This is a genomic window from [Actinomadura] parvosata subsp. kistnae (assembly GCF_900323885.1).
Taxonomy (GTDB): domain Bacteria; phylum Actinomycetota; class Actinomycetes; order Streptosporangiales; family Streptosporangiaceae; genus Nonomuraea; species Nonomuraea composti.
The window spans coordinates 2,472,347-2,494,761 of sequence record NZ_OOHJ01000018.1 but is presented as its reverse complement, the minus strand read 5'-3'; the positions used below and the strand labels follow the sequence as shown (position 1 = coordinate 2,494,761).

The following is a 22,415-nucleotide window of genomic DNA, read 5'->3' as shown; positions in this document are numbered from 1 at the left end:
AACGGTAACGGTCGTCGTTCCGTATTCCCGGAAATGATGTTGAAAGGGCGCGGGGCCGTCCCCGGGCACAAGAAAAGGGAGCCGCGAATCGCGGCTCCCTTTTTCTTTCTCAGTTGGGCAGATCGAGGACCCTGGCGTGCAGGATCGATCGTTGGTGGAGCGCCGCGCGCAGCGCGCGGTGCAGGCCGTCCTCCAGATAGAGCTCGCCCTGCCACTGCACCACGTGCGGGAAAAGATCCCCGTAGAACGTGGAGTCGGCGGCGAGCAGCGAGTGCAGGTCCAGCATGGCCTTCGTGGTGATCAGAGAGTCGAGCCGGACCTGCCGGGGAGGGATCTGAGCCCACTCGCGGTTCGTCAGACCGTGGTCGGGATAAGGGCGTCCGTCGCCGACTAGCTTGAAGATCACCCCCCTGATTTTAGGAGAGTTTCGGATTCCTCGCGCTATCCGTCCGGCTCAGCGCGAGCCCGCTGAGATCACAGTCGGCCGGTTCACCCTTTTCGTATCCGCGCTGGAACGCGTTGACGCGTTGCTGCGAGCTGCCGTGCGTGAACGATTCCGGGTCGATTCTGCCGGTGGTGCGTTGCTGGATTCTGTCGTCGCCGACGGCCGCCGCGGCGTCCAGCGCCTCGCTGATCTCCGCCGGGGTGAAGGGCTTCTCGTAGAAGCCGGTGTCGAGCGCGTTGCGCGCCCAGACACCCGCGTAGCAGTCGGCCTGCAGCTCGATCGGCACCGAGCTGCCCGAGTCAAGGACGCCGAGGAGGTCCTGGACGTGGTGGCCGTACTCGTGGGCGATCACATATGCCTGGGCGAACGGGCCGCCCTTGGCGCCGAACTGGGAGTGAAGCTGGTCGAAGAAGCTCAGGTCGAGGTAGACGTGCTGGTCGCGCGGGCAGTAGAAGGGGCCGACCTCCGAGCTGGCCGCGCCGCAGCCGGTGCTCGAACGGCCCTCGTACAGGATGGTCTTGGCCGGGCGATAGCCGGACATCTCCTGCTTCCAGTAGCCCTGGATGCTGTTGACCACGCCCACCACCTGGCACTTCTGCGACTGGTCGGCGTCCTTGCCCGTCTTGCACTGCTCCGACAGGTTGGATGAGGGCTGCAGGCGGGCCGGCTCGCCGCTCCCACCCCCGCCGCCGACATTGTTGAGCACGAACACCAGCACGAGCACGATCAGGCTGACGATCCCGCCCCCGCCGACGATCATGCCTCCGGGGAACCCGGAGAACCCGCTGCCGCCACCACCGCCGCTGCCACGGTCCTCCACCTGCGAGGCGTCCAGGTCCACCTGGTCCTTGAAATCCATGGCGCCGTCCCTTCCCGCCTGACCGCCATTCCGCCATTCGCCATTCCGCCAGGCAGGAACACTGCCCAGAGCGACGCCCGCCTATCGGGGCGGGCGGTGACGGGGCCGGACGCCGCAGGTGGGCCGGGTCAGATGCCGCCCGTGAACGTGTCGCAGCGCAGCGGATCGCCGCTCTCGTAGCCGGTGCTGAACCACTTCTCCCGCTGCCGCGAGGTGCCGTGCGTGAAGGCGTCGGGGGTCACCCGGCCCTGCGTGCGCCGCTGGATGCTGTCGTCGCCGACCGCCGCCGCCGCGCTGAGCGCCTGGTTGATGTCGTCCTGGGAGAACGGCTCCCGGTAGAAGCCGGTCTTCACCGCGTTCTGCGCCCAGACGCCGGCATAGCAGTCGGCCTGCAGTTCCAGGCGCACCGAGGGGCTGTCGGCGCCGGGACGGTTGCCGCGGCCGACCCTGTTCATGGTGCCGAGCAGGTTCTGGACGTGGTGGCCGTACTCGTGGGCGATCACGTACGCCTGCGCGAACGGCCCGCCCTCGGCACCGAAGTCCCGCTGCAGCGTGTCGAAGAACGTCAGATCCAGGTAGACCTTGCGATCGGCCGGGCAGTAGAACGGCCCCACGGCGGAGTCGGCCGCGCCGCACCCCGTCTCGACCGCCTGCGAGAACAGAACGGTCTTCGCCGGGGTGTACTCCTTGCGCCCCCGCTCCTGGAACGCCTGCCGCCAGTATGCCTGGATGCTGTTCACCGTGCCGACGACGCGGCAGTCCTCCGACTGGTCGGCGTCGGCGCCCGTACGGCACCGCTCGGCCAGGTTCCCGCTGGGGGAGGCCGCCGGCGGAGCGCTCGGCTGCCGCCCGCCGCCCTGCTGCCCGCCCTCGTCCCCGGTGAACGGCGTCGGCACGATTCCGAACAGGAACATCGCCCCCACCGCCAGCAGCAGGAGCAGGCACCCGCCCCGCCCGCCGACGGGCAGCACGCACCCGCCCGGCATCCCGCCGAACCCGCCACCCCCGAACCCGCCTCCGCCCGGCCGCGGCCCCGAGGCGCGGACGTCCTCGACCTGCGACGGATCGAGTGGCTTGTCATCGTCGAACTGCATCGCGCGCTCCCCCGACGCACTCCTCCCCCGTAGCGGATCGATTACGCGCGGTGCGGGTTCGCTAGGAGCCCATGTCGTACGTGACCGCGGTGCCCGCCGGCAGTCCGAAGACCCGGCACGCCTCCCCGGCGATCGCCCGGTGCGCGCCCGCGCCGTCCTCCTGCAGCTCGACGGCCCGCTGCGCGCCCTCGGGGGAGAACATCGCCCGGATCGAAGGCAGGTTCCCGTCGCCGTCCAGCGGCTCCTCCACCTCCCGAACGGTGAAGCGCCCGCCATCGTCCCGCCCGACGGTCAGGAGCAGCGCGGACCGGAAACCCGTACCGCCGAGAAGCCTCGTCCCCGAGCGGGCCAGCTCCTCACACGCCGCCACGACACCCAGCAGGAGGTACGAGCCCTTCCTCCGCACCTCGACGAACTCCTCCCGGCAGAACACGCGCGGCCGCAACTCCGGCCGCTCGGCGGTCAGCAGGTAATGCCCGATCCTGGCCGGATCCGTCTCCAGGTGGCGGTCGGCGGCATCGAGCAGCGCCGCCCGCGTCGCGGAGCCCACCCGCAGCACCTCCTCGCCGGCCGCCCCCACCACGCGAGGCCGCGGCCACCGATCGGGCATCGCGACGGCCACGAGAGCGACCGCCAGGGCGAGACCCACCCAGACGGCCCGCCTCCGGCCCGAAGTCGCCACGCCCGGCATCCTGCCACGCTGCCCTTCACGGGCACGCTGCCCACCCTCACCACCCTGACCCGCGCGGCCGCCCCCTACAACCAGGCGGCCGCGCACGGCACCCTGATCTGGGGCATGAACGCGCCGGCGTTGGGGCACTGGATCTACTCGCCCACGCTGGAGAGCGACACCACGACGTAGGTCGCCCATCTCTTCGGCTCAGCTTGGAGCGCTTCGTCTGCCGCCGGCTCCAGTTGCGCACCAAGCGGATCCAGATCCTCCACAGAGCCAAGCGTCGTAGTCGTCCCCTTCCAGCGACTCGACTCCATCTGGACCGACACGTCAGTTGAGCCGACCTCGTACCATCCGAGCCGCTCCAGGCGATCGCGCGCGAGGTCGAGCGCTTCGGGGAAGCCGGCGGCCCGCATGTCGATCACCAGAATCTCGATGACTTGGACAGTCCGCTCGTAGAACGGGTCCGTGAAGGTCTCCGTAACGACGCGGCCCACGCTTCGCGCTTCCGCGACCGCACCAGGATCAACCTTGATCACTGTCTCGGGCAGCCATGCCGCATCGCACCCTGAAACGGCCGCTGACAGGCACAGTGCCGCCAATAAGCGTTTGACCGGGTCAACAGCGAACCAAAGCCGTCCGCCACCGCTGTCCCGCTTCCGGGGCGCGTCCGATGGCGTCCACCGGGCTGAGGGACGGCCGGCGCCGCGACGCCGAGACTGCCTGCTGAGAGTTCCCACGCGAACCATGATGGCCATCATGGGGTGGCCGGAAGGGGCCGACTGGGGCCGGACATAGCGAAAGGGGCCGACTGGGTATGGTCGGCCCCTTCGCGTTTACTGCCTCAACCAGGCGCGGAGGATAGGGGATTTGAACCCCTGATAGGTTGCCCTATACACGCTTTCCAAGCGTGCGCCCTCGGCCACTAGGCGAATCCTCCGCCGACGAGCTTACCGGACTTCTCGAGGTGCGCAGACCATGTTTTCCGCCGGGTTCCGCCGGGGTTCTCGCGGAGTGGAGCGAGCACTGCGGGGGGCGGCTAGACTGTCCAGGGACCCCTCGCGCGGCGTCATCCTGTGAACCTCCCCAGGGCCGGAAGGCAGCAAGGATAAGCGGGCTCTGGCGGGTGTGCGGGGGGTCTCTTCGTTGAGAGCCCCCTCGCAGGCGGGATGGTCGTATGAGCCTTGCGCTTTACCGCAAGTACCGACCCGGGACCTTCGCCGAGGTCAAGGGTCAGGAACACGTCACAGATCCGCTGAGACAAGCGTTGCGTACGGGCCGGATCAACCACGCCTACCTGTTCAGCGGCCCCCGCGGATGCGGCAAGACCTCGAGCGCCCGCATCCTGGCGCGCTCCCTCAACTGCGAGCAGGGCCCCACCCCAGACCCGTGCGGCGCGTGCGAGTCGTGTGTGGCGCTCGCCCCCACCGGCCCCGGGCACCTCGACGTCATCGAGATCGACGCCGCCTCCCACGGAGGCGTGGACGACGCGCGTGACCTGCGTGAGCGGGCCTTCTTCGCCCCCGTCTCCGCGCGCTACAAGATCTACATCATCGACGAGGCGCACATGGTGACCCGCGAGGGTTTCAACGCGCTGCTCAAGCTCGTCGAGGAGCCCCCGCCGCACCTGAAGTTCATCTTCGCGACGACGGAGCCGGAAAAGGTCATCGGCACCATCAAGTCGCGTACGCACCACTACCCGTTCCGGCTGATGCCGCCCGCGACGCTCAAGGCGCTGCTGGAGGAGATCCTCACCTCCGAGAGCGTGCCCTTCGAGCCGGCCGCGCTGCCCCTCGTCGTACGCGCCGGGGCCGGGTCCGCGCGTGACTCGCTGTCCATCCTCGACCAGCTCCTCGCCGGGGCCGACGACGACGGCATCACCTACGCCAAGGCCGTCTCCCTGCTCGGCTACACCGACGGCGACCTGCTCGACGAGGTCGTCAACGCGTTCGCGGCCCGCGACGGCGCCCAGGTCTTCCACACGGTCAACCGGGTGATCGAGGGCGGCCACGACCCCCGCCGGTTCGCCTCCGACCTGCTCGAACGCTTCCGCGACCTGGTCATCCTCGCCAACGTGCCCGAGGCGGCCACCAGCGGCCTGCTCGACCGGCCCGCCGACGAGCTGGAGCGGCTCGTCCAGCAGGCCGCCTCGATGGGGCCGGCCGAGCTGACCCGCGCCGCCGAGGTGTTCAACGCCGGGCTCACCGAGATGCGCGGCGCCACCTCGCCGCGGCTGCTGCTGGAGCTGATGTGCGCGCGCGTCCTGCTGCCCGGCGCGGCGCAGGGTGAGGCGGCGCTGCTGGCCCGCCTCGAACGCCTCGAACGCGGCGGCGCCGTCGCCCAGATGGCCGCCCGTGCCGGTGTTCCGGGTGGTGCGGGTGGCGGTGTTCCTGGCGGGTCCGGTGGTGGGTCGCATGCGGGAGTCGCAGCCGGTGTGCCCGGTGCCGCCGGGGTGCCCGTGGCCAGTGCCGGTGGCGCGCCTGCCGGGTCGCTCGGGACGGTGAGTGCCGCAGGTGGAGCCCAAGGTGGAGCGATGGCCGCTTCCGGTGCTGGGCCGGTGCGGGTGGCGGCCGATGGCGACGTGCCGGGTGTCTCCGCCGCGCCGGGCGTCTCCGCTGCCTCGGGCGCGCAGGCCGACTCCGCCGCTCCGGGCGCGCAGGCGCATGCTGCTTCGGGTGGGGATGACTGGCCTGAGCCCGTACGTCCCGGTGCCGCCGCAGCCGCCCCTGCCCCGGTGCAGGCCGCGCCCGCGGGTGGTTCGTACCAGGCTCCTCAGGCCCCGGCCGGGGCGCCGGCGGCTGGGGGAGCGGGGGTCGTCCAGTCGCAGTGGGCCGCCGTGCTGGCCGCGCTCAAGCAGCGCAGCATCGTCGTCTGGGCGAACGTGAGCACCAACGCCCAGGTCGTGGGCGTCGAAGGCAACCTGGTCACGCTCGGGTTCAGCCAGGTCGGCGCGATGAAGAACTTCACCGGCGGCGGCAAGGACGCCGTGGTCGCGAGCGTGCTCGGCGAGGTGCTGGGCGGCACCTGGCGGGTCGAGGCGGTCGTCGGCGGCACCCCGGCCCCGCGCAGCCCGGCGCGCCCCCCGTCCCATGGTGGTGCGGCGGCTCCCGGGGCCGCGGCTCCTGGGGGCGGCGGTCACGGGCCGGGCGGTGCTCCCACCGCTCCGGGGCCTCAGGGCGTCTCAGGGCCGCAGGTGGTGGCTCAGGGCGTGCCCGGCCCTCAAGGTGGTCAGGGTGCGGGCGGCTCCCAGGGACGTACGGCCTCGCACGGCGCCTCCCACCAGGACCAGGGACAGGACTCCGACCAGCCTCCGGCCGGTGCGCCGGGACGTCAGACCACCGACGAGTCCTGGCCCGACGCGCCCGACGACTTCGCCCCCGGCGCCCCGCCCAGCCCCGACCCCACGCAGACGGTCAGCGCCGTCGCCGCGGCCGGTGGCGTTCAGACGGGCGCGGGGCTGGCCGCGGCCCGGTCGGCGGCCAAGGCCGCCGCGCAGTCGGGGCCGCGCGTCGCCACCGCCACCCGAGGTGCGGCCCCCGCCTGGCCCGACGCGATCCCCGGGCGTGACAAAGGCCCGGAGTCGGACGAGGTGGACCCGCTCAACGACGCCGACGCCGACGTGGACGCCGTCTCGGGGATGGCGCTGCTGGAGCGGGAGCTCGGCGCCAAGGTGATCGGCGAGATCGACCACACCTGACCCTGGTGACACCGGCGGCCGTTCACCTACGGCCGCCGCCTCACCACCCACGGCTGCCGACAAAGGCCGGCCGCCGGCCGCCGCCTGACGATGGTGCTGCTCGTCGAGGCAAGGACGGCCCACCCCACGGGCTGGTGCCGAGGACGGCCCGCTCACTCCGTTCACTTCGTTCCCGTCAGGTGGTGGGGGGCAGCTGTTCGCGCGGCGTGGCGGAAGGCGCGGGCGGCTGCTCGCGTGGCGCGGCGGAGAGCGTGGGCAGCGGGGCGGTGAGGCGCTGCAGGGCCGCGGTCAGGAGAGCAGGCGGGAGCGGGCGGCGGCGGAGCGGAGGTCGGTGGGCGGGAGGGCGGCCAGGCGTTCCAGCACCTCGTAGTCGTCGCGGCCGTTGCACGTCTGCGCATAAACCCACCACTCATCCGGCCCTCCGCGCCGCAGCAGGAAGGCCCGGACCTGGGCTTCCAGTTCGTCCCGTTCGCGGCGGATCTCGGGGGACTCCGAGCGGGGCAGCAGAGGCCCGGGGTAGGCGCGGGCGAGGGCGGCGGGGTCGTCGGAGGACAGGAGGTGGCGGACCTTGAGGAAGTCGGCCTCCACGGGGCAGGCCAGCCGGTACGGCTTGGCGGCGATGGCCTCCCCGAGCTGCGCGCGCAGCCGGTGGATCTCGGCCCGGATGGTGACGGGGTTGCCGGCGTCGCCGTACAGGTGGAAGGAGAGCTGTTCGGCCGTGAGGCCGTGCGGGTGGAGGGTCAGGAGGGCGAGGAGTTCGGCGTGGCGGAGTGACAGGGGGCGGTCGCCGTCGCCGTACGAGGCGGTGGGGATGCCTTCGCCGAGGAGCGACAGCGTGAGTGGCTGGGGGCGGCTGATGGGGCGGGGTGCAGGAGGTAGCCGCCGGAGAAGGGTTCGAGGTGGGCGACGGTGCCGTCTCTGAGGAGGAGGCGGTGGCCGGGGGAGAGGCGTTCGCCGACGTGGACGCGCTCGCCGAGGTCGCCGGCGGGGTCGCCGGAGATGACCCGGCCGGTGGCCGAGAGCAGGATGCCGGGCCGGCCGCGCAGGGATTCGTAGCGGCGGCGCAGGCGTTCGTCGCGCTCGTGCATGCGCAGGGCGAGCTGGGTCTCGGCGAGCTTGGCCGTGGCCGCGACGAGGGCGACGGTGGCGGGGTGGAGGCTGCGGGCGGTGCCGCTGACGTCGACGCAGCCGATGACGCGGCCGGAGTCGGGGTCGGTGATGGGGGCGGCGCTGCACGACCAGATGTGCAGCACCCGCATGAGGTGCTCCTCGGAGTAGACGTGCACGGGGCGGCCTGTGGCGAGGGCGGTGCCGATGCCGTTGGTGCCGACGTCGTGCTCGCCCCATTGGTGGCCGTCGGCGAGGCCGATGCGGTCGGCGTGACGCATGACCGTGCGGTTACCTTCGCGCCACAATACCCGCCCGTCACCGTCCGTGACGATCATGATGTGGCCGGTCTCGTCGGCCATTCCCGAGAGGGTCTGGGCGAGCAGGGGCAGGAGGGGCTGCAGGGGGTGGGTGTCGCGGATGTCCCGCATCGAGGTGGGGTCGCAGACGAGCGGGGCGCTCGTGCCCTCCGGGTCGATCCCGGCGTCGAGGGAGCGGCGCCAGGACGCCTTGATCAGGCGGCGGGGCGACTCGGGCCAGGCCCGACCTGTCGCTACGGCTTCGTGTGCCCCGCGTAGAAGGCGGGAGTACGCGTTGAGATGGGCGTAACTCATCGGTCACTCCAAGTAGTCAATTAGAGCATCCGTCTTGCGCCCGTTCAGCGCAACCCGTTCAGGGGGATTGCAGAGGGTGATTGAATGAACGCAACGTGTGTGCAACGTTCCTCTGCGTAACGTTCCTGTCCGACGCGTCGGCGTGGTGCGGCCGCTCCGCCGGCGTGATGGCCGGGTCTCGGACACTGGAGGGGGGCCGAGACCCGGCCAGAATCACGCCGACGCCAGGCCGGGCCCGCCGGCGCCGACCGCCCCTGCCGGCGGGCGGAAGAGAGCGGGAGCGGAAACACGCCGATGCCGGCGGAACGCGACATCCGGGCGCCGGACGCCCGAAGCGCTCGCGCGGGCCGGCGGCGCTCGCAGGAGGCCAGGTCAGCGGCGGGGAAGGCCCGCCTCGCGCGGTACGGGGGAGCGAGATGGATGTCGCGTACGAAGATCTGGACAGGAAACCGGGCAGCCTCCCAGTACATGACTTCCCCCAAACACCGTAGGCTCGTGGCAGTCAAGAACGCGGAGCCACGAGGAGCGCACGACGGTGAACCCAGGGGATGTCAACCTGCAGCAGCTGCTGGAGCAGGCACAGCTCATGCAGCAGCAGCTTGTGAGCGCCCAGCAGGAGCTCAACGACGCGCAGATCGAGGGCTCATCGGGCGGCGGCATGGTCACGGCCGTCGTCAACGGCTCGGGCGAGCTGCTCGAGCTCAAGATCGACCCGAGTGTGATCGACGCGGGCGACCCGCAGGACACCGCAGACACGATCGCCGACCTGGTGATCGCGGCGGTCCGCGACGCCGTGCGCGCGGCAGCCGATCTGCAGCAGGAGAAGCTCGGCCCGCTGGCCCAGGGGCTGGGTGGCGGCGGCCTCGGACAGTTGCCAGGGTTCTAGGCATGTACGAGGGGGTCGTCCAGAACCTGATCGACGAGCTGGGGCTGCTGCCCGGCGTCGGTCCGAAGAGCGCGCAGCGGATCGCGTTCCACCTGCTGGCGGCCGATCCGGCCGACGTCAAGCGGCTGGCGCACGCGTTGCTGGAGGTCAAGGAGAAGGTCCGCTTCTGCCGGGTCTGCGGGAACGTGGCCTCCGAGGAGGAGTGCCGCATCTGCCGTGACGCCCGCCGCGACACGCACGTCATCTGCGTGGTCGAGGAGTCGAAGGACGTCGTGGCGATCGAGAAGACGCGCGAGTTCCGCGGCACCTACCACGTGCTCGGCGGCGCGATCAGCCCGATCGACGGCATCGGCCCCGACGACCTGCGCATCAAGGAGCTCATGACCCGGCTGGCAGACGGCCGCGTCACCGAGCTCATCCTCGCCACCGACCCCAACCTCGAGGGCGAGGCGACGGCTACCTACCTCGCCCGTCTGGTCAAGCCGATGGGCATCAAAGTGACACGACTGGCCAGCGGTCTGCCTGTGGGCGGTGATCTCGAGTACGCGGATGAGGTCACCTTGGGCCGCGCGTTCGAAGGACGGAGGCTGCTGGATGTCTGACCAGTGGAGCGCGCTGGCGGAAGAGATCTCCGCGCACGCTCAGAACTACGTGGACGGCCTGACCAGGGTGGCGGGCGGCGAGGGCGGCGACGCCATCTGGTCGATCCTGCTGGTGGAGGTCGCGCAGATGAGCCTGGCGGGGGCCAAGCTCGGCGCCAACCGCGACGTCATCCTCGCCGGCAACTACGAGCCGCCGATGAGCGAAGACCCCGACATCGACGAGGTGCGCACGGCGCTGGCGGAGCGGCTGGAGGCGGTCGACGACTACGCCGAGGTGTTCGACCCGTACAAGGACACCAGCGTGACCCCGTACCGGCTGTCGGACGACCTGACGGCGGTGGCCGCCGACCTCATCCACGGGCTGCGGCACTACCACGCGGGGCGCCCGCACGAGGCTCTGTGGTGGTGGCAGTACTCGTACTTCAACACGTGGGGCAACCACGCGGGCGCCGCGATGCGCGCGCTGCAGGCCCTGGCGGCGCACTCGCGCCTCGACGTGGCGGAGGAGACCACCGCCGTCTGATCTTCCACATAGTGGTACGAACAGCAGCCTCATGAGACGCCCCCGATAGACTGGCAGCTCACAGTCCAAACCGGGAGACTCTCGTGGCGCTCGTTGTGCAAAAGTACGGTGGTTCGTCCGTCGCCGACGCGTCCTGCATCAAGCGGGTCGCGCAGCGGATCGTCGCGACGAAAAAAGCCGGCAACAGCGTGGTCGTGATCGTCTCCGCCATGGGCGACACGACCGACGAGCTGCTCGACCTGGCCGAGCAGGTGTCGCCGCTGCCTCCGGGCCGCGAGCTCGACATGCTGCTGACGTCGGGCGAGCGCATCTCGATGGCCCTGCTGGCGATGGCGATCGCCAACCTGGGTCACGAGGCCCGCTCGTTCACCGGCTCGCAGGCAGGTGTGATCACCGACTCCACGCACGGCAAGGCGCGCATCATCGACGTGACGCCCAGCCGCATCCAGGAGGCGATCGACCAGGGTCACATCGCGATCGTGGCCGGGTTCCAGGGTGTCTCGCAGGACACCAAGGACATCACCACGCTCGGCCGGGGTGGCTCCGACACCACGGCCGTGGCGCTGGCGGCGGCGCTCAATGCCGATGTCTGTGAGATCTACACCGACGTCGACGGCATCTTCACCGCCGATCCGCGCATCGTGCCCGCGGCGCGCCAGATCCCCAGGATCTCCTACGACGAGATGATGGAGATGGCCGCGTGCGGGGCGAAGATCCTGCATCTGCGCTGCGTCGAATACGCTCGACGGTTCAACCTGCCGATCCACGTACGCAGTTCGTTCAGCACCAAGGAAGGCACGTGGGTCGTCTCCGACCCTTACACCGAAGGAACCGAGATGGAGCAGCCGATCATCTCCGGCGTCGCGCACGACCGGAGCGAGGCCAAGATCACTGTTGTCGGGGTGCCCGACAAGGTCGGCGAGGCTGCGACGATCTTCAAAACGCTGGCCGACGCCGAGATCAACATTGACATGATCGTGCAGAACGTCTCGGCCGCCGCCACGGGCCGCACGGACATCTCGTTCACGCTGCCCACGGCCGACAGCCAGACGGCGCTGGCGTCGCTGAAGAAGATCCAGCCCCGGATCGGTTTCGAGTCGCTGCTGTTCGACGACCAGATCGGGAAGGTGTCGCTGATCGGCGCGGGCATGCGCTCGCACCCCGGCGTCACGGCGACGTTCTTCGCGGCCCTCGCCGACGCGGGGGTCAACATCGAGATGATCTCCACCTCGGAGATCCGCATCTCAGTGATCGTCGAGCAGGAGGGCGTCGACGCGGCCGTGGCGGCCGCGCACCGCGCCTTCGATCTCGACGCCGACCAGGTCGAAGCCGTGGTGTACGGAGGTTCAGGACGATGAGCAAGAGGCCCAATCTGGCACTGATCGGCGCGACCGGCGCCGTCGGCACCGTCATGCGCGACATCGTGTCGTCGCGCGAGGACATCTGGGGCGAGATCCGGCTCGTCGCCTCCCCGCGCTCGGCGGGCAAGGTGCTGCGGGTGCGCGGCGAGGACGTCGTCGTGCGGGCCCTGGCGCCCGAGGTGTTCGACGGCATCGACATCGCCATCTTCGACGTGCCCGACGAGGTGTCGGCCGAGTGGGTGCCGATCGCGGCCGGGCGCGGCGCGGTCGTCGTCGACAAGTCCGGCACGTTCCGGATGGACCCCGACGTGCCGCTGGTGGTGCCCGAGGTCAACCCGCTCGACGCGCGCAACCGCCCGCGTAACATCATCTCGACCCCCAACTGCACGACGCTGTCGATGATGGCGGCCATGGGGGCGCTGCACGCCGAGTACACCCTCACCGAGCTGGTCGTCGCCTCCTACCAGGCGGTCTCCGGCGCCGGCGTGGCGGGCTCCGCGCGGCTGTACGACGAGGTCGAGGCGCTGGCGGGCGACCGTTCGGTCGGTCAGAGCGCCGGTGACGTGCGCAAGGTGCTGGCCAACAAGCTGCCCGAGGAGTCGCCGTTCCCGGCGCCCATCGCGTTCAACGTGGTGCCGTGGGCGGGCTCCAACAAGGGCGACGGCTGGGCCTCCGAGGAGCTGAAGCTCCGCAACGAGTCCCGCAAGATCCTCGGCATCCCCGACCTGAAGGTGTCCGCGACCTGCGTGCGCGTTCCGGTGGTCACGACGCACTCGCTGGCCGTGCACGCCCGTTTCGCGCGGGAGATCACGGTCGCCGACGCGCACCGCGTCCTGGAGGCGGCGCCGACGGTGGTCCTCATGGACGACCCGGAGAACGGCGTCTGGCCGACGCCTCTCGACGTCGTGGGCAACGACCCCACCTACGTGGGCCGGGTCCGCCAGGCGATCGACTTCCCCAACACGCTCGACCTGTTCGTGTGCGGTGACAACCTGCGCAAGGGTGCGGCGCTCAACGCGGCGGAGATCGCCGAGCTGGTGGCGGCAGAGTTCTAGGTCTTGTCCGGTGTGGCGTCGCGCGTTCCGCGCGGCGTCACACTTTTTTGTGGCCGTACCTCCGGCCGTACCTCTGGCCGGGCCCTGTCACCGGAAGAGGATGTCCCAGTGGTCGCTCTCGTCGAAGAACGTCGTGCCGGACTTCTTTGATTTGTAGATCGTGGCGCCGTCGCTGCGTACCCCGGCCTTGTCGTGATGTTTCGTGATGTGCCGGTCGATGCAGGCGTTGTGGGAGATGTCGAGCTTGTAGCCGTTCCCGTGGCTGAAGTGGCCGGGCGCGTGGCCCCGCTCGGTGCCGCCGGTCACCATGATCGGGCAGCCGCTCTCCTGCTTCAGCTCGATCGCCCTGGCGATCGTGCCGGTGCGCACCCGGTCCAGCGACGTGCAGTGGTGCATGTGCTTGCTGGCGCAGTTGCCGCTGGAGCGCGTCCGCAGGCCCGCGCTCTTCAGCCAGCCGTTGGCGGTCGCGTGGGACATGCGGAAGGCGGCCTTCCTCGGCAGGGCCCGCGCCAGATCGACCTGAGCGCGCGTGTGAGCGACGCGGGGGCGCAGGTGTGGCATCTGGGCCACCCCCGTGCGTACGGGGCGCTTCAGCGCCTTCGTGGCGGCTTCCCGCGACCCTGCCCCCGACTCTGCCCGCGACTCCGTCGGCGCGGCCTCGGCGGACTCGGCGACCTCCGCGGCCTCGGCGGCCCGCCTGGCCCGCGCGGCCTGCTCGGCCTTCGCGGCGGCGTCGTCGGCCCTGCGCTCGCGCACCACCTGCGCGCGCTCGACGGCGACCAGCGGCCACTGCGGGTCGACCGCGGGCCACTCGCCCATCTCCATGAGCATGAGCTCCTCGTACGCCCACGGGTGCGGCCCCATGTCGTACGCGCCGGACAGCAGCTCGGCCGCGGAGGGGCCGGGCACGTGCATGGGCAGGACCTCGTACAGGCCGTCCTGTGCCGGCGACCCTTCGGGGTGGGTGGCGGCGGAGGCGGCCGAGGCCAACGCGATTATGGTGATCTCAATGCCGAGGAGTGCGAGGATGATCAGCCGCACTGTTCCACGTATCCACATGTCGATGCCTTTTCGCGGATTTAGCCCTTCCGCCTGAAACGACAATCCCACCATTCACAGGAGATAACTCGTGTCGCGAGCGCGACTTTGCCTTGTGGCGGTGATCACCGTGCGGCTCCATGACCTAACCTCGCTCGACGACGTAAAGTGACGAACGTGTCCGAAGCCCGAAACCGAGGATCGGAGAGCACCCGAGAGGTCATCGTCGAGACGGCCTTGCGACTGTTCAGGGAGCGCGGCTTCGACGCGACCACGATGCGGGCCATCGCCGCCGAGGCCGGGGTGTCCGTGGGCAACGCCTACTACTACTTCGACAGCAAAGAGGCGTTGATCCAGGCGTACTACGACCGCGCCCAGGCCGAGCACGAGGCGGCCTGCCGGGAGTTCCTCGCCACGGAGCAGTCGTTCGCCGGCCGGCTGAGCGGGGTGTTGCGCGAATGGGTGCGCGTGTCCGAGCCGTACCACGAGTTCGCCGTGAAGTTCTTCAAGCACGCGGCCGAGCCCACCAATCCGCTGAGCCCGTTCAGCAAGCAGTCCTCGCCGGCGCGTGAGGCGTCGATCGCCATCTACCGGGAGGTCGTCGAGGGCTCGCGCGACCGGATGAACGCCGAGCTGCGCGAGGAGCTGCCCGAGCTGCTGTGGCTGCTGTCCATGGGCATGGTGCTGTTCTGGGTGCACGACACCTCGCCGGGGTGCGCCCGCACGTACCGGCTGATCGAGGTCACGGTGCCGCTGGTGGACCGGCTCGTGGGGCTGTCGCACCTGCCGGGGCTGCGCGGCATCACGAAGGACTTCATCGCGGCGGTCCACGAGCTGCGGGCCTAGGGGTACATACCGAGCGGTTGGTATGGTCGGCCTACCCGACGATCTGGAGGCCGTGCATGAACTGGGGCATGACCATTCCCTTCTACGACCGCTCGCTGGCCAAGTCGCAGGACCTCATCGCGGAGCTGCCCGCGCTCGGCTACACCGACCTGTGGTCGGCCGAGGTGAACGGGGTCGACGGGTTCACGCCGCTGGCCATGGCCTCGCAGTGGGCGCCGGAGGCCAGGCTGGGCAGCGCCATCGTGCCCGTCTCGACGCGCGGCCCCGGGCTGCTGGCCATGTCCGCGGCCACGCTGGCCGACCTGGCGCCGGGGCGGTTCGTGCTGGGCATCGGCGCCTCCTCGCCGGCCATCGTCGAGCGGTGGAACGCCGGCACGTTCGACAAGCCGTACGCGCGTACCCGCGACACGCTGCGCTTCCTGCGCAAGGCGCTGGCGGGGGAGAAGGTCTCGGAGGCGTACGAGACGTTCGAGATCAAGGGCTTCAAGCTGGAGCGGGCCCCGAAGACGCCCCCGAAGATCGTGCTCGCGGCGCTGCGCCCCCGGATGTTGCGGCTGGCGGCGAAGGAGGCCGACGGCGCCATCACGAACTGGCTCTCGCCCGACGACGTGCGTCAGGTGCGCGCCGAGATCGGCGAGGGCACCGAGCTGATCGCCCGCCTGTTCGTCTGCGTGGACGAGGACACCGAGCGCGTCCGCCAGACCGCCAGGTGGATGCTGGCCAGCTATCTGACCGTCCCCGTGTACGCGGCCTTCCACGACTGGCTGGGCCGGGGCGAGGTGCTGCGCCCGATGCACGAGGCGTGGGCGGCCGGCGACCGGCAGGCCGCGCTCAAGGCCATCCCCGACGAGGTGGTGGACGCCCTGATCGTGCACGGCGACGCCGCCACCTGCCGGGCCCGGATCAAGGAGTACATGGCCAACGGGCTCGACACCCCGGTGCTCGCCCCTCTCCCGGGCGGGGACCTGTCCATCGACCAGGCGGTACGCGAGCTCGCTCCGGAGAGGTGACCCCATGCGCGAGATCCTGCGGCTGGACGCCGTCGGCCAGGCCGAGGCGATCAGGGACGGCCAGGTGTCGGCCCGCGAGCTGGCCGAGGCCGCGATCGCCCGCATCGAGGCCGCCGACGGCGAGCTGAACGCCGTCATCCACCGCCGCTTCGAGCGCGCCCTGGCCGAGATCGACACGATCCCGGCGGACGCGCCCTTCCGCGGGGTGCCGATCCTGCTCAAGGACCTGGGCTGGCGGGAGGCGGCCGAGCCGTACAGCGCGGGCTCGGCAGTCCGCGACGGGCTGCTGGACGTCGAGGACGCGTACGGCGTGGTGCGGCTGCGCGCGGCCGGGTTCGTGCTGCTCGGGCGGACGAACACGCCCGAGTTCGGCAGCACGATCAGCACGGAGCCGGCGGCGTTCGGCCCGACGCGGAACCCCTACGATCCGGCGTACTCGCCGGGCGGCTCCAGCGGCGGCTCGGCGGCGGCGGTGGCGGCGGGCATGGTCGCGCTGGCCACGGCGAGCGACGGCGGCGGGTCGATCCGGATCCCGGCGTCCCTGTGCGGCCTGGTGGGGCTGAAGCCGACGCGCGGCCGGGTGAGCCTCGGGCCCGCGCTGGGCGAGGGGTGGAGCGGGTTCTCGTGCCCGGGGTTCGTGACGAGGAGCGTGCGGGACACGGCGGCGGCGCTCGACGTCGTGGCGGGCACGCACCCGGGCGACCCGTACGGCGCTCCCGCCCTGCCCGGCAGGCTCGCCGACGAGGTGGGCCGGGATCCGGGCCGGCTGCGCATCGGCTTCCTGACCGAGCACCCCCGGGGCGACGTGCCGGAGGCGCCCGAGCCGGCCGAGGCTGTGACCGGCGCCGCCGCGCTGCTGGAGTCGCTCGGCCATGACGTGACCCCCGGCGGGCCGCGCGCCCTGGCCGAGCCGGACTTCCCCACCCACTTCGGCGCGATCGTGGCCGACAACCTGGCCGCGTACGTCGCGGCGCTGGGCGAGCTGCGCGGCAAGCCGGTGGACCTGGAGGAGCTGGAGCCGCGCAACGCCGCCATGGTGCGGGCGGGGCGCGGGCGCAGCGCCCCCGACCACCTGCGGTCGGTGCAGTGGGTGGACGGCTTCCGCCGCCGCATGGCCGCCTGGTGGGCCGAGGGGAACGACCTGCTGCTGATGCCGTCGCTGGGCGTGGCGCCGTTCCCGCTGGGCTGGATCCCGCCCGACGACCTCAGCGTCGCCTTCGGCCGCACCGCGCACGCGGTCGCCTTCACCTCGCCGGTCAACGCGACCGGCCAGCCGGCCGTCTCCCTGCCGCTGCACCGCACGGCGGCGGGCCTGCCGGTGGGCGTGCAGCTCGTCGCCGCGCCCGGCCGCGAGGATCTTCTCGTACGGGTGGCGGCGCAGATCGAGCAGGTCAGGCCGTTCGAGCACCTGGCCATGCCGTGACGTAGGGAACTCGTACCCCCGGCGACGCGTTATGTCGTGAAAAGCCGGGGGTAGGGGGATCGACATGATGGCGAAGGCAGCACGGGCGGCGGCGGCGTGGCGCACCTACCGCGAGGTGACCAGGCCCGGGTCGCCCAAACTGACGACCAGGCTCAGGGCGATCCCCCGGATGGTGAGCGCGGTCCTGCGCGGCCAGTACGCCGGGATGGGCAAGGGCAAGCTCGCCATGCTCGGCCTCGGCGTGGTCTACCTCATCTCCCCGATCGACGTCATTCCCGACTTCCTCATGCTGGTCGGCGTCGCCGACGACTTCGGCGTGTTCCTGTGGCTGATGGCCTCGCTGCTCGGCGAGAGCGGCCGCTACGTCGAGCACGAGCGCCACGTGATCCAGGCACGGCTGGAAGAGGGCTGATCTCCGCAGCCAGGTCTCCGCGGCCAGGTCTGCGCGGCCAGGTCTGCGCGGCCAGGTCTGCGCGGCGAGATCTCCGCCGCTAGATCTCCTCCATCCGCAGCCAGGCCCGCGAGGGCAGCGGGTGCCCGAACAGCCGGGCGGCGTTGCCGTAGGCGACCCTCGCGATGTCGGCGGGCGGCAGGGTGCCGAGGTTGCGGGCCACCGACTTCTGCGTGTCGGGCCAGGTCGAGTCGGAGTGCGGGTAGCCGCTCTCCTGGAGCACGTGGTCGAGGCCGACCGCGAGCCGCACGCCCGACAGGGCGTGGTCGTCGAGCGTGCCGAAGAAGAAGTTGCGGCGCAGCACCTCGCTGGGCTTGATGCCGCCCTCCCACGACGCCTCGCCCGCCACCGGGTGGTCGAGGGCGTAGTCGGCGCGCTCGGCCAGCATCGGCAGCCAGCCCACGCCGCCCTCGACGATGAGGATGCGCAGCGACGGGAAGCGCAGCGGCACGCCCGACCACAGCCAGTCGGCGCAGGCGAACATGGCGCTGGTCGGCATCAGCGTGGTGATCGCCTCGATGGGCGTGTCGGGCGACGGCACGGGCGACCAAGACGAGTCGCCGGTGTGCAGGCACACGACGGTGCCGGTCTCCTCGCAGGCGGCGAAGAACGGGTCCCAGTGGCCGGTGTGGATCGAGGGCAGCCGCAGCCGGGTGGGGAACTCGGGGAAGACGACCGCCTTGAAACCCCTGGCGGCGTTGGCGCGGATCTCCTTGGCCGCCACGTCGGGGTCGGGCAGCCACGGGAGCTGCAGGCCGATGATGCGCTCGGGGTAGGTGCCCGCCCAGACGTCGATGTGCCAGTCGTTCCACGCCTTGACCAGGGCCAGGCCGAGCTCCTGGTCGCGGGTCCTGGCGAACGGCATGCCGGCCTGCCCGGCGAGCATGCCCGGGAAGCAGAGCGCGGCCCAGATGCCGGCGACGTCCATGTCCTGAATGCGGGCCTCGATGTCGTGGCAGCCGGGGCGCATGTGCTCGAAGCGGATCGGGTCGAGCGTGCGCTGCTCGCGGGGCAGCCCCGCGCCCACGTCGATGCCGGCGCACGGGTAGGTGGCGCCGTTGTAGCGCCAGACCTGGTGACCCGCCTCCGTCTCCACTACCTTCGGCGCGAGCTCGGCGTATTTCTCCGGCAGGCGGTCCTCGAACAGGTCGGGAGGCTCGATCAGGTGATCGTCGGCTGAGATGATCACGTAGTCGCGCCGCCTGGGGTCAGGGTCGGGGAGCAGCGGCGTAGTCACGCAGGTAACCGTACGACGGCGGGATAACGTCGAACAAGCTGCGACGTATCCGTTGGGTATCCGAAAGGATTTTGACCCGGGACCGCCGGGAGGGGGATGGCTGGCGATCCCGGGAGTGGCGAACCCGCCTCGCGCAGGGACGGGTCCGTCGCCCCACTACCCTTCCTGCATCTGATCAGTCAGCAAATGTCCGCGAAGTTCGGAGACGGCATCCGGCGCGAGCCCGACCACGTGCGTGACGTAGCGCTCCACCGAGCCGTGCCGGGCCGCGAGGTCGGTGAGGAAGAGCCGCATGGCCTCGGCCGGTGCCAGCCCGAAGCCGGGCCACAGCGCCGCGTCGGGGTGCCTCCTGGTCCAGTCGGCGACGAACCGCTCGGTGGCCAGCCCTGTGAGCGCGTAGTCCGCCACGATGTCGTCCTCGCCCACCCCCGCCAGCGACAGCACCAGCGCGGTCAGCACCCCCGTACGGTCCTTGCCCGCCGCGCAGTGCACGACCACGGGCGCGTTGTCGGCCCGCGCGATCGTCTCCAGGGCGGTCTTGAGGTTGCCGACGCCGTCCTCGGTGACCTCCAGGTAGCGGTCGGCCAGGTAGCGGGCCACGCCGAGCTCCTCGCTGAAGGCGGCGACGTCCCAGGGGCGGCCTTCGATGGGCAGGTTCTGGTAGAGCTGGCCCTCGGTCTCTGGGGCCCGTCCGGCCTTCTCGACCTCGTACGGGTGCCGCAGGTCGATGATGCTGCGCACGCGCAGCGCGCGGAAGGCCGCCAGGTCCTCGCCGGCCAGCCAGCCCAGTGAGTCGGCCCGGTAGAGCCGCCGCCACCTGACGGTACGGCCGTCCTTGGCGGCATATCCCCCAACGTCGCGGAAGTTACAGAGGTTGACGAACTCGATGTGGCGGGTCACCCTCCACACATTAATTGGCGGGTGTCGCCGCCTCCGTGACCCCGGCCGCCTCCTTGGCCTCCTGCGCCCTGCGCTCGGCCAGCTCGCGCCTGATCAGCAGCACCCAGCCGGCGATCGCGATGCCGATGAACAGCCACCACTGGACGCCGTACGCGAGGTTGAGGCCGCCCCCGGCGCCGACGTCGGGCTCGGGCACCGGCGCGGGCGCCGCAGCGGGCTTGGGCTGCTGCTCGGTCAGCTCGACGTAGCCGCCGACGAGGCGGTAGGGCAGCCCCTGGCCGATCTTGCCGGCGTCGATCAGCAGCACCTGGCCGGGCGGCAGGCCGGGCCGGTCGGTGATCCCGCTGTTCTCCTCGGTCTCGCTGGGGCGTAGCCGCCCCGTTACAGTTACCTGCCCGGCGGGCGGCGCGGGCACCTCGGGCGCGGCGTCGGCGGTGGCGCCGGCCGGCACCCAGCCCCGGTTGACGATCACGGCGGTGCCGGCGCCGGTCACCAGCGGGGTCAGGACGTAGTAGCCGTTGTGGCCATCCTGGGGGCGGCGGCGGACGACGAGCTGGTGGCTCGTGTCGTACGTGCCGGCGACGGTGACCCGCCGGAACCGGTCGTCCTCCTTGACCTGCTGCCCAGGGCCGGCCAGCCGCTCCAGGGGCACGGGCGCGGCCTCGATGTTGGCGGTGACGCGCTCGCTGTTGGCCGAGCGCTCCTCGAACCGGCCGAACTGCCAGCGCCCGAGGAGGACGAAGGCGGGGATGACCAGGAGCACCACCACGTGGAGCGCGAGCCATCTGGGCGTCAGCAGGAACCGGTACACGCCTTCCAGGTTAGGCACCGGGGGCGGTGGTCCTGAACTCAGGCGCGCTCCAGGTGGAAGGCTCAGGCGCTCAGGAAAGCTCAGGCGCTCAGGCGCTCAGGAAAGCTCAGCCGCTCGGGAGGCTCAGGCGCTCCGGAGGTCGGCGCCTTCGCCCGGAACCGGGGTGACCTCGCGCGGCCCGCCCACCTCGTGGCCGTCGGCGCAGCGGAAGTGCAGCTCGATGGGGGCGCCGCAGTCACGGTGGGTGAGGAGGACCGGCGGCCCCTCGTCACCCGAGAGGTGCTTGTCGCCCCAGTGCATGAGCGCGACCAGCAGGGGATAGAGGTCGCGGCCCTTCTCGGTGAGCCGGTACTCGTCGCGCTGCCGCTGCCCCGGCTCGCGGTAGGGCTCCTTGCGCAGCAGGCCCTCGTCGACCAGCCGGGCCAGGCGCGCGCTGAGCACCTGGCGGGGAGCGCCGGTGATCGCCTGCATGTCGGCGAATCTCCGCACGCCGCTGAACGCCTCGCGCAGCACCAGGAAGGTCCACTTCTCCCCGACGATGTCCAGGGTGCGCTCGATCGAGCAGTTGTTCACCCGGAAGGGAACGTTCATTTTTGCATTATACCTGAGTTCAGTTGACAGACTCAGCCGTCGGAGAGCAGGCTGGGTCTATGCAGGGAACCCAGATCCGCCCGGCCCGCCAGGACGACGAGGAGCGGATCAGACGCTTCCTCGCCGGCCTGTCGCTGCACACGCAGACGCTCCGGTTCTTCACCGGCGTCTCCACCCCCGCCGCCGCCCTGGTCAAGGCGCTGCTGTCGGTGGACGAGCGGCGCGACGCGCTCGTCGCCACCACCGAGACCGGCGAGATCGTCGCGCACGCCATGAGCTTCAGGGGCGGCTGCGCCGACGTGGAGATCGCCGTGGTCGTCGCCGACGAGTGGCAGGGGCGCGGCTTGGGCCCTGAGCTGGTGGACGTGCTGCTGCTGCGCGCCTCCGTCCGCGGCGCCACGACCGTCGGCATGGACGTCATGGGGGAGAACCGGCGCGTGCTCAGGCTCGTCCGGCGGCTCTGGCCGGACGCCACGATGAAGGTCTCTTCCGGTACGGTCGAGGTGACCGCTATGATCGACAGGCTGGCCTATTTGCGGAACAAGGTTCTGGTACCACACCATTGACAGTGTGAAGAGTGTCAAGAACGGACGCGACGGCCGTACCCGCATCATCGAGGGCGCCCTCCGCCGTTTCAGCCAGGACGGCGTCTCCGCCACCACCCTGGCCAGCCTGCGTGAGGAAAGCGGCGTCAGCGTCGGCAGCTTCTACCACCACTTCGCCAGCAAGGAGCACGTCTTCGGCGTGCTGTACGGCGAGATCCTCGACGCCTACCAGGCGGCCTTCCTGGCCGAGCTGGTCCGCCACGAGGACGCCCGCGCCGGCATCGAGGCCATCGTGGCCTTCCACATGCGGTGGGCGGGCGAGCACCCCGAGCGGGCCAGGCTGCTGATCAGCGAGCGCCCGCCGCGCAAGAACGAGCCGGGCGGCGCCGAGGTGGCCGAGGCGCGGCGCGCGTTCTTCCGCCAGGTCTCCGACTGGTGGCGGCCGCACATGAAGAACGGACAGCTCCAGCCCGTCCACGCGACCATGTGTTACGTGTTGTGGCTGGGCCCGGCCCAGGAAATGTGCCGGCTGTGGTTCGCGGGGGCGCACACGCCGACCGAGGAGGAGATCAAGGGGCTGGGCGAGGCGGCCTGGCAGAGCCTGCGCCAGCGGGCGGAGTGAGCCCTTCGCGGGGAGCGATGATCTG

General features: G+C 71.1%; 25 protein-coding genes, 1 tRNA gene and 1 other RNA gene. 14 read left to right on the top strand and 13 right to left on the bottom strand.

Going from position 1 to position 22,415, the window contains the following annotated elements; translation table 11 throughout:
• Positions 1-109 precede the first annotated feature (109 nt).
• The 6 genes from KIS93_RS31575 to KIS93_RS31550 form a co-directional block, all read right to left on the bottom strand.
• Complete coding sequence (locus KIS93_RS31575; protein WP_080044215.1) at positions 110-406, bottom strand: type II toxin-antitoxin system VapB family antitoxin; 297 nt, start codon at positions 404-406, stop codon at positions 110-112.
• Positions 407-416: 10 nt separating this feature from the next.
• Positions 417-1,304 carry a KPN_02809 family neutral zinc metallopeptidase gene (ypfJ, locus tag KIS93_RS31570; protein WP_080044216.1) on the bottom strand — a complete coding sequence of 296 codons (888 nt, stop codon included), beginning with the start codon at positions 1,302-1,304 and terminating at the stop codon, positions 417-419.
• Between the two features lie 128 nt (positions 1,305-1,432).
• Positions 1,433-2,398, bottom strand: coding sequence for a KPN_02809 family neutral zinc metallopeptidase (ypfJ, locus tag KIS93_RS31565; protein ID WP_080044217.1), 966 nt, complete (start codon positions 2,396-2,398; stop codon positions 1,433-1,435).
• A 61-nt stretch (positions 2,399-2,459) separates the two neighbouring features.
• On the bottom strand, positions 2,460-3,080 hold the full coding sequence (locus KIS93_RS31560; protein WP_155128859.1) for a hypothetical protein: 621 nt from the start codon (positions 3,078-3,080) through the stop codon (positions 2,460-2,462).
• A 143-nt stretch (positions 3,081-3,223) separates the two neighbouring features.
• Positions 3,224-3,610 (bottom strand): hypothetical protein, encoded by a 387-nt coding sequence (locus KIS93_RS31555; protein WP_155128861.1) that lies wholly within the window; start codon positions 3,608-3,610, stop codon positions 3,224-3,226.
• 316 nt (positions 3,611-3,926) lie between these two features.
• Positions 3,927-4,011 (bottom strand) — tRNA-Ser (locus KIS93_RS31550).
• 110 nt (positions 4,012-4,121) lie between these two features.
• On the opposite strand from KIS93_RS31550, the gene ffs reads away from it, so the two are divergent.
• Positions 4,122-4,217: signal recognition particle sRNA small type (ffs, locus tag KIS93_RS31545), an RNA gene on the top strand.
• Between the two features lie 31 nt (positions 4,218-4,248).
• Entirely contained in the window at positions 4,249-6,768 is a 2,520-nt protein-coding gene (locus KIS93_RS31540; RefSeq protein WP_080044221.1) for a DNA polymerase III subunit gamma and tau, read from the top strand.
• Positions 6,769-7,056: 288 nt separating this feature from the next.
• On the opposite strand, the gene KIS93_RS31535 is transcribed toward KIS93_RS31540, so the two are convergent.
• On the bottom strand, positions 7,057-7,356 hold the full coding sequence (locus KIS93_RS31535) for a hypothetical protein (RefSeq protein ID WP_186404529.1): 300 nt from the start codon (positions 7,354-7,356) through the stop codon (positions 7,057-7,059).
• Here KIS93_RS31535 and KIS93_RS31530 point away from each other — a divergent pair.
• Entirely contained in the window at positions 7,327-7,542 is a 216-nt protein-coding gene (locus KIS93_RS31530) for a hypothetical protein (RefSeq protein ID WP_186404528.1), read from the top strand. The genes KIS93_RS31535 and KIS93_RS31530 overlap by 30 nt on opposite strands.
• On the opposite strand, the gene KIS93_RS31525 is transcribed toward KIS93_RS31530, so the two are convergent.
• Positions 7,509-8,489 carry a GAF domain-containing protein gene (locus KIS93_RS31525; protein WP_186404527.1) on the bottom strand — a complete coding sequence of 327 codons (981 nt, stop codon included), beginning with the start codon at positions 8,487-8,489 and terminating at the stop codon, positions 7,509-7,511. The two genes, KIS93_RS31530 and KIS93_RS31525, sit on opposite strands and share 34 nt — an antisense overlap.
• A 535-nt stretch (positions 8,490-9,024) precedes the next feature.
• Between KIS93_RS31525 and KIS93_RS31520 the strand changes: the two genes are divergently transcribed.
• The 5 genes from KIS93_RS31520 (at position 9,025) to KIS93_RS31500 (ending at position 12,916) form a co-directional block, all read left to right on the top strand.
• On the top strand, positions 9,025-9,375 hold the full coding sequence (locus KIS93_RS31520; RefSeq protein ID WP_080044223.1) for a YbaB/EbfC family nucleoid-associated protein: 351 nt from the start codon (positions 9,025-9,027) through the stop codon (positions 9,373-9,375).
• A 2-nt stretch (positions 9,376-9,377) separates the two neighbouring features.
• Complete coding sequence (gene recR / locus KIS93_RS31515; protein ID WP_080044224.1) at positions 9,378-9,977, top strand: recombination mediator RecR; 600 nt, start codon at positions 9,378-9,380, stop codon at positions 9,975-9,977.
• Entirely contained in the window at positions 9,970-10,500 is a 531-nt protein-coding gene (locus KIS93_RS31510) for a DUF5063 domain-containing protein (RefSeq protein WP_080044225.1), read from the top strand. Before recR ends, KIS93_RS31510 begins: the two co-directional genes overlap by 8 nt.
• Positions 10,501-10,583: 83 nt before the next feature.
• Positions 10,584-11,858 (top strand): aspartate kinase, encoded by a 1,275-nt coding sequence (locus tag KIS93_RS31505; RefSeq protein WP_080044226.1) that lies wholly within the window; start codon positions 10,584-10,586, stop codon positions 11,856-11,858.
• Positions 11,855-12,916, top strand: a complete 1,062-nt coding sequence (locus tag KIS93_RS31500) for an aspartate-semialdehyde dehydrogenase (RefSeq protein WP_080044227.1) — start codon at positions 11,855-11,857, stop codon at positions 12,914-12,916. The genes KIS93_RS31505 and KIS93_RS31500 overlap by 4 nt, the downstream gene beginning before the upstream one ends.
• Positions 12,917-13,003: 87 nt before the next feature.
• Here the strand turns inward: KIS93_RS31500 and KIS93_RS31495 are convergent, their stop codons facing one another.
• Positions 13,004-13,906 (bottom strand): hypothetical protein, encoded by a 903-nt coding sequence (locus KIS93_RS31495; RefSeq protein WP_155128863.1) that lies wholly within the window; start codon positions 13,904-13,906, stop codon positions 13,004-13,006.
• Between the two features lie 225 nt (positions 13,907-14,131).
• Here KIS93_RS31495 and KIS93_RS31490 point away from each other — a divergent pair, with 225 nt between their 5' ends.
• From KIS93_RS31490 to KIS93_RS31475, 4 genes are all read left to right on the top strand, one after another.
• The gene (locus KIS93_RS31490; protein ID WP_080047395.1) at positions 14,132-14,800 is read left to right on the top strand and encodes a TetR/AcrR family transcriptional regulator; all 669 of its coding nucleotides are present in this window, start codon (positions 14,132-14,134) and stop codon (positions 14,798-14,800) included.
• Between the two features lie 68 nt (positions 14,801-14,868).
• A complete protein-coding gene (locus tag KIS93_RS31485) occupies positions 14,869-15,810 on the top strand; it encodes an LLM class F420-dependent oxidoreductase (RefSeq protein WP_230465708.1) in 942 nt (313 codons plus the stop codon).
• Between the two features lie 4 nt (positions 15,811-15,814).
• Positions 15,815-17,233 (top strand): amidase, encoded by a 1,419-nt coding sequence (locus KIS93_RS31480; RefSeq protein ID WP_080044230.1) that lies wholly within the window; start codon positions 15,815-15,817, stop codon positions 17,231-17,233.
• Positions 17,234-17,297: 64 nt separating this feature from the next.
• Entirely contained in the window at positions 17,298-17,645 is a 348-nt protein-coding gene (locus KIS93_RS31475; protein WP_230465709.1) for a YkvA family protein, read from the top strand.
• A gap of 79 nt (positions 17,646-17,724) precedes the next feature.
• Here KIS93_RS31475 and KIS93_RS31470 read toward each other — a convergent pair whose 3' ends face one another.
• From KIS93_RS31470 to KIS93_RS31455, 4 genes are all read right to left on the bottom strand, one after another.
• Entirely contained in the window at positions 17,725-18,921 is a 1,197-nt protein-coding gene (locus KIS93_RS31470) for an amidohydrolase family protein (RefSeq protein ID WP_080044231.1), read from the bottom strand.
• Positions 18,922-19,077: 156 nt separating this feature from the next.
• The gene (locus KIS93_RS31465) at positions 19,078-19,821 is read right to left on the bottom strand and encodes a tyrosine-protein phosphatase (protein WP_080047397.1); all 744 of its coding nucleotides are present in this window, start codon (positions 19,819-19,821) and stop codon (positions 19,078-19,080) included.
• 10 nt (positions 19,822-19,831) lie between these two features.
• Positions 19,832-20,632: an SURF1 family cytochrome oxidase biogenesis protein gene (locus KIS93_RS31460; RefSeq protein WP_080044232.1), complete on the bottom strand. Its 801-nt coding sequence runs from the start codon at positions 20,630-20,632 to the stop codon at positions 19,832-19,834.
• 123 nt (positions 20,633-20,755) lie between these two features.
• Positions 20,756-21,223, bottom strand: a complete 468-nt coding sequence (locus KIS93_RS31455; protein ID WP_080044233.1) for a winged helix-turn-helix transcriptional regulator — start codon at positions 21,221-21,223, stop codon at positions 20,756-20,758.
• Positions 21,224-21,282: 59 nt separating this feature from the next.
• On the opposite strand from KIS93_RS31455, the gene KIS93_RS31450 reads away from it, so the two are divergent.
• Positions 21,283-21,789 carry a GNAT family N-acetyltransferase gene (locus tag KIS93_RS31450; protein WP_080044234.1) on the top strand — a complete coding sequence of 169 codons (507 nt, stop codon included), beginning with the start codon at positions 21,283-21,285 and terminating at the stop codon, positions 21,787-21,789.
• Between the two features lie 4 nt (positions 21,790-21,793).
• A complete protein-coding gene (locus KIS93_RS31445) occupies positions 21,794-22,390 on the top strand; it encodes a TetR/AcrR family transcriptional regulator (RefSeq protein ID WP_080044235.1) in 597 nt (198 codons plus the stop codon).
• Positions 22,391-22,415 lie beyond the last annotated feature (25 nt).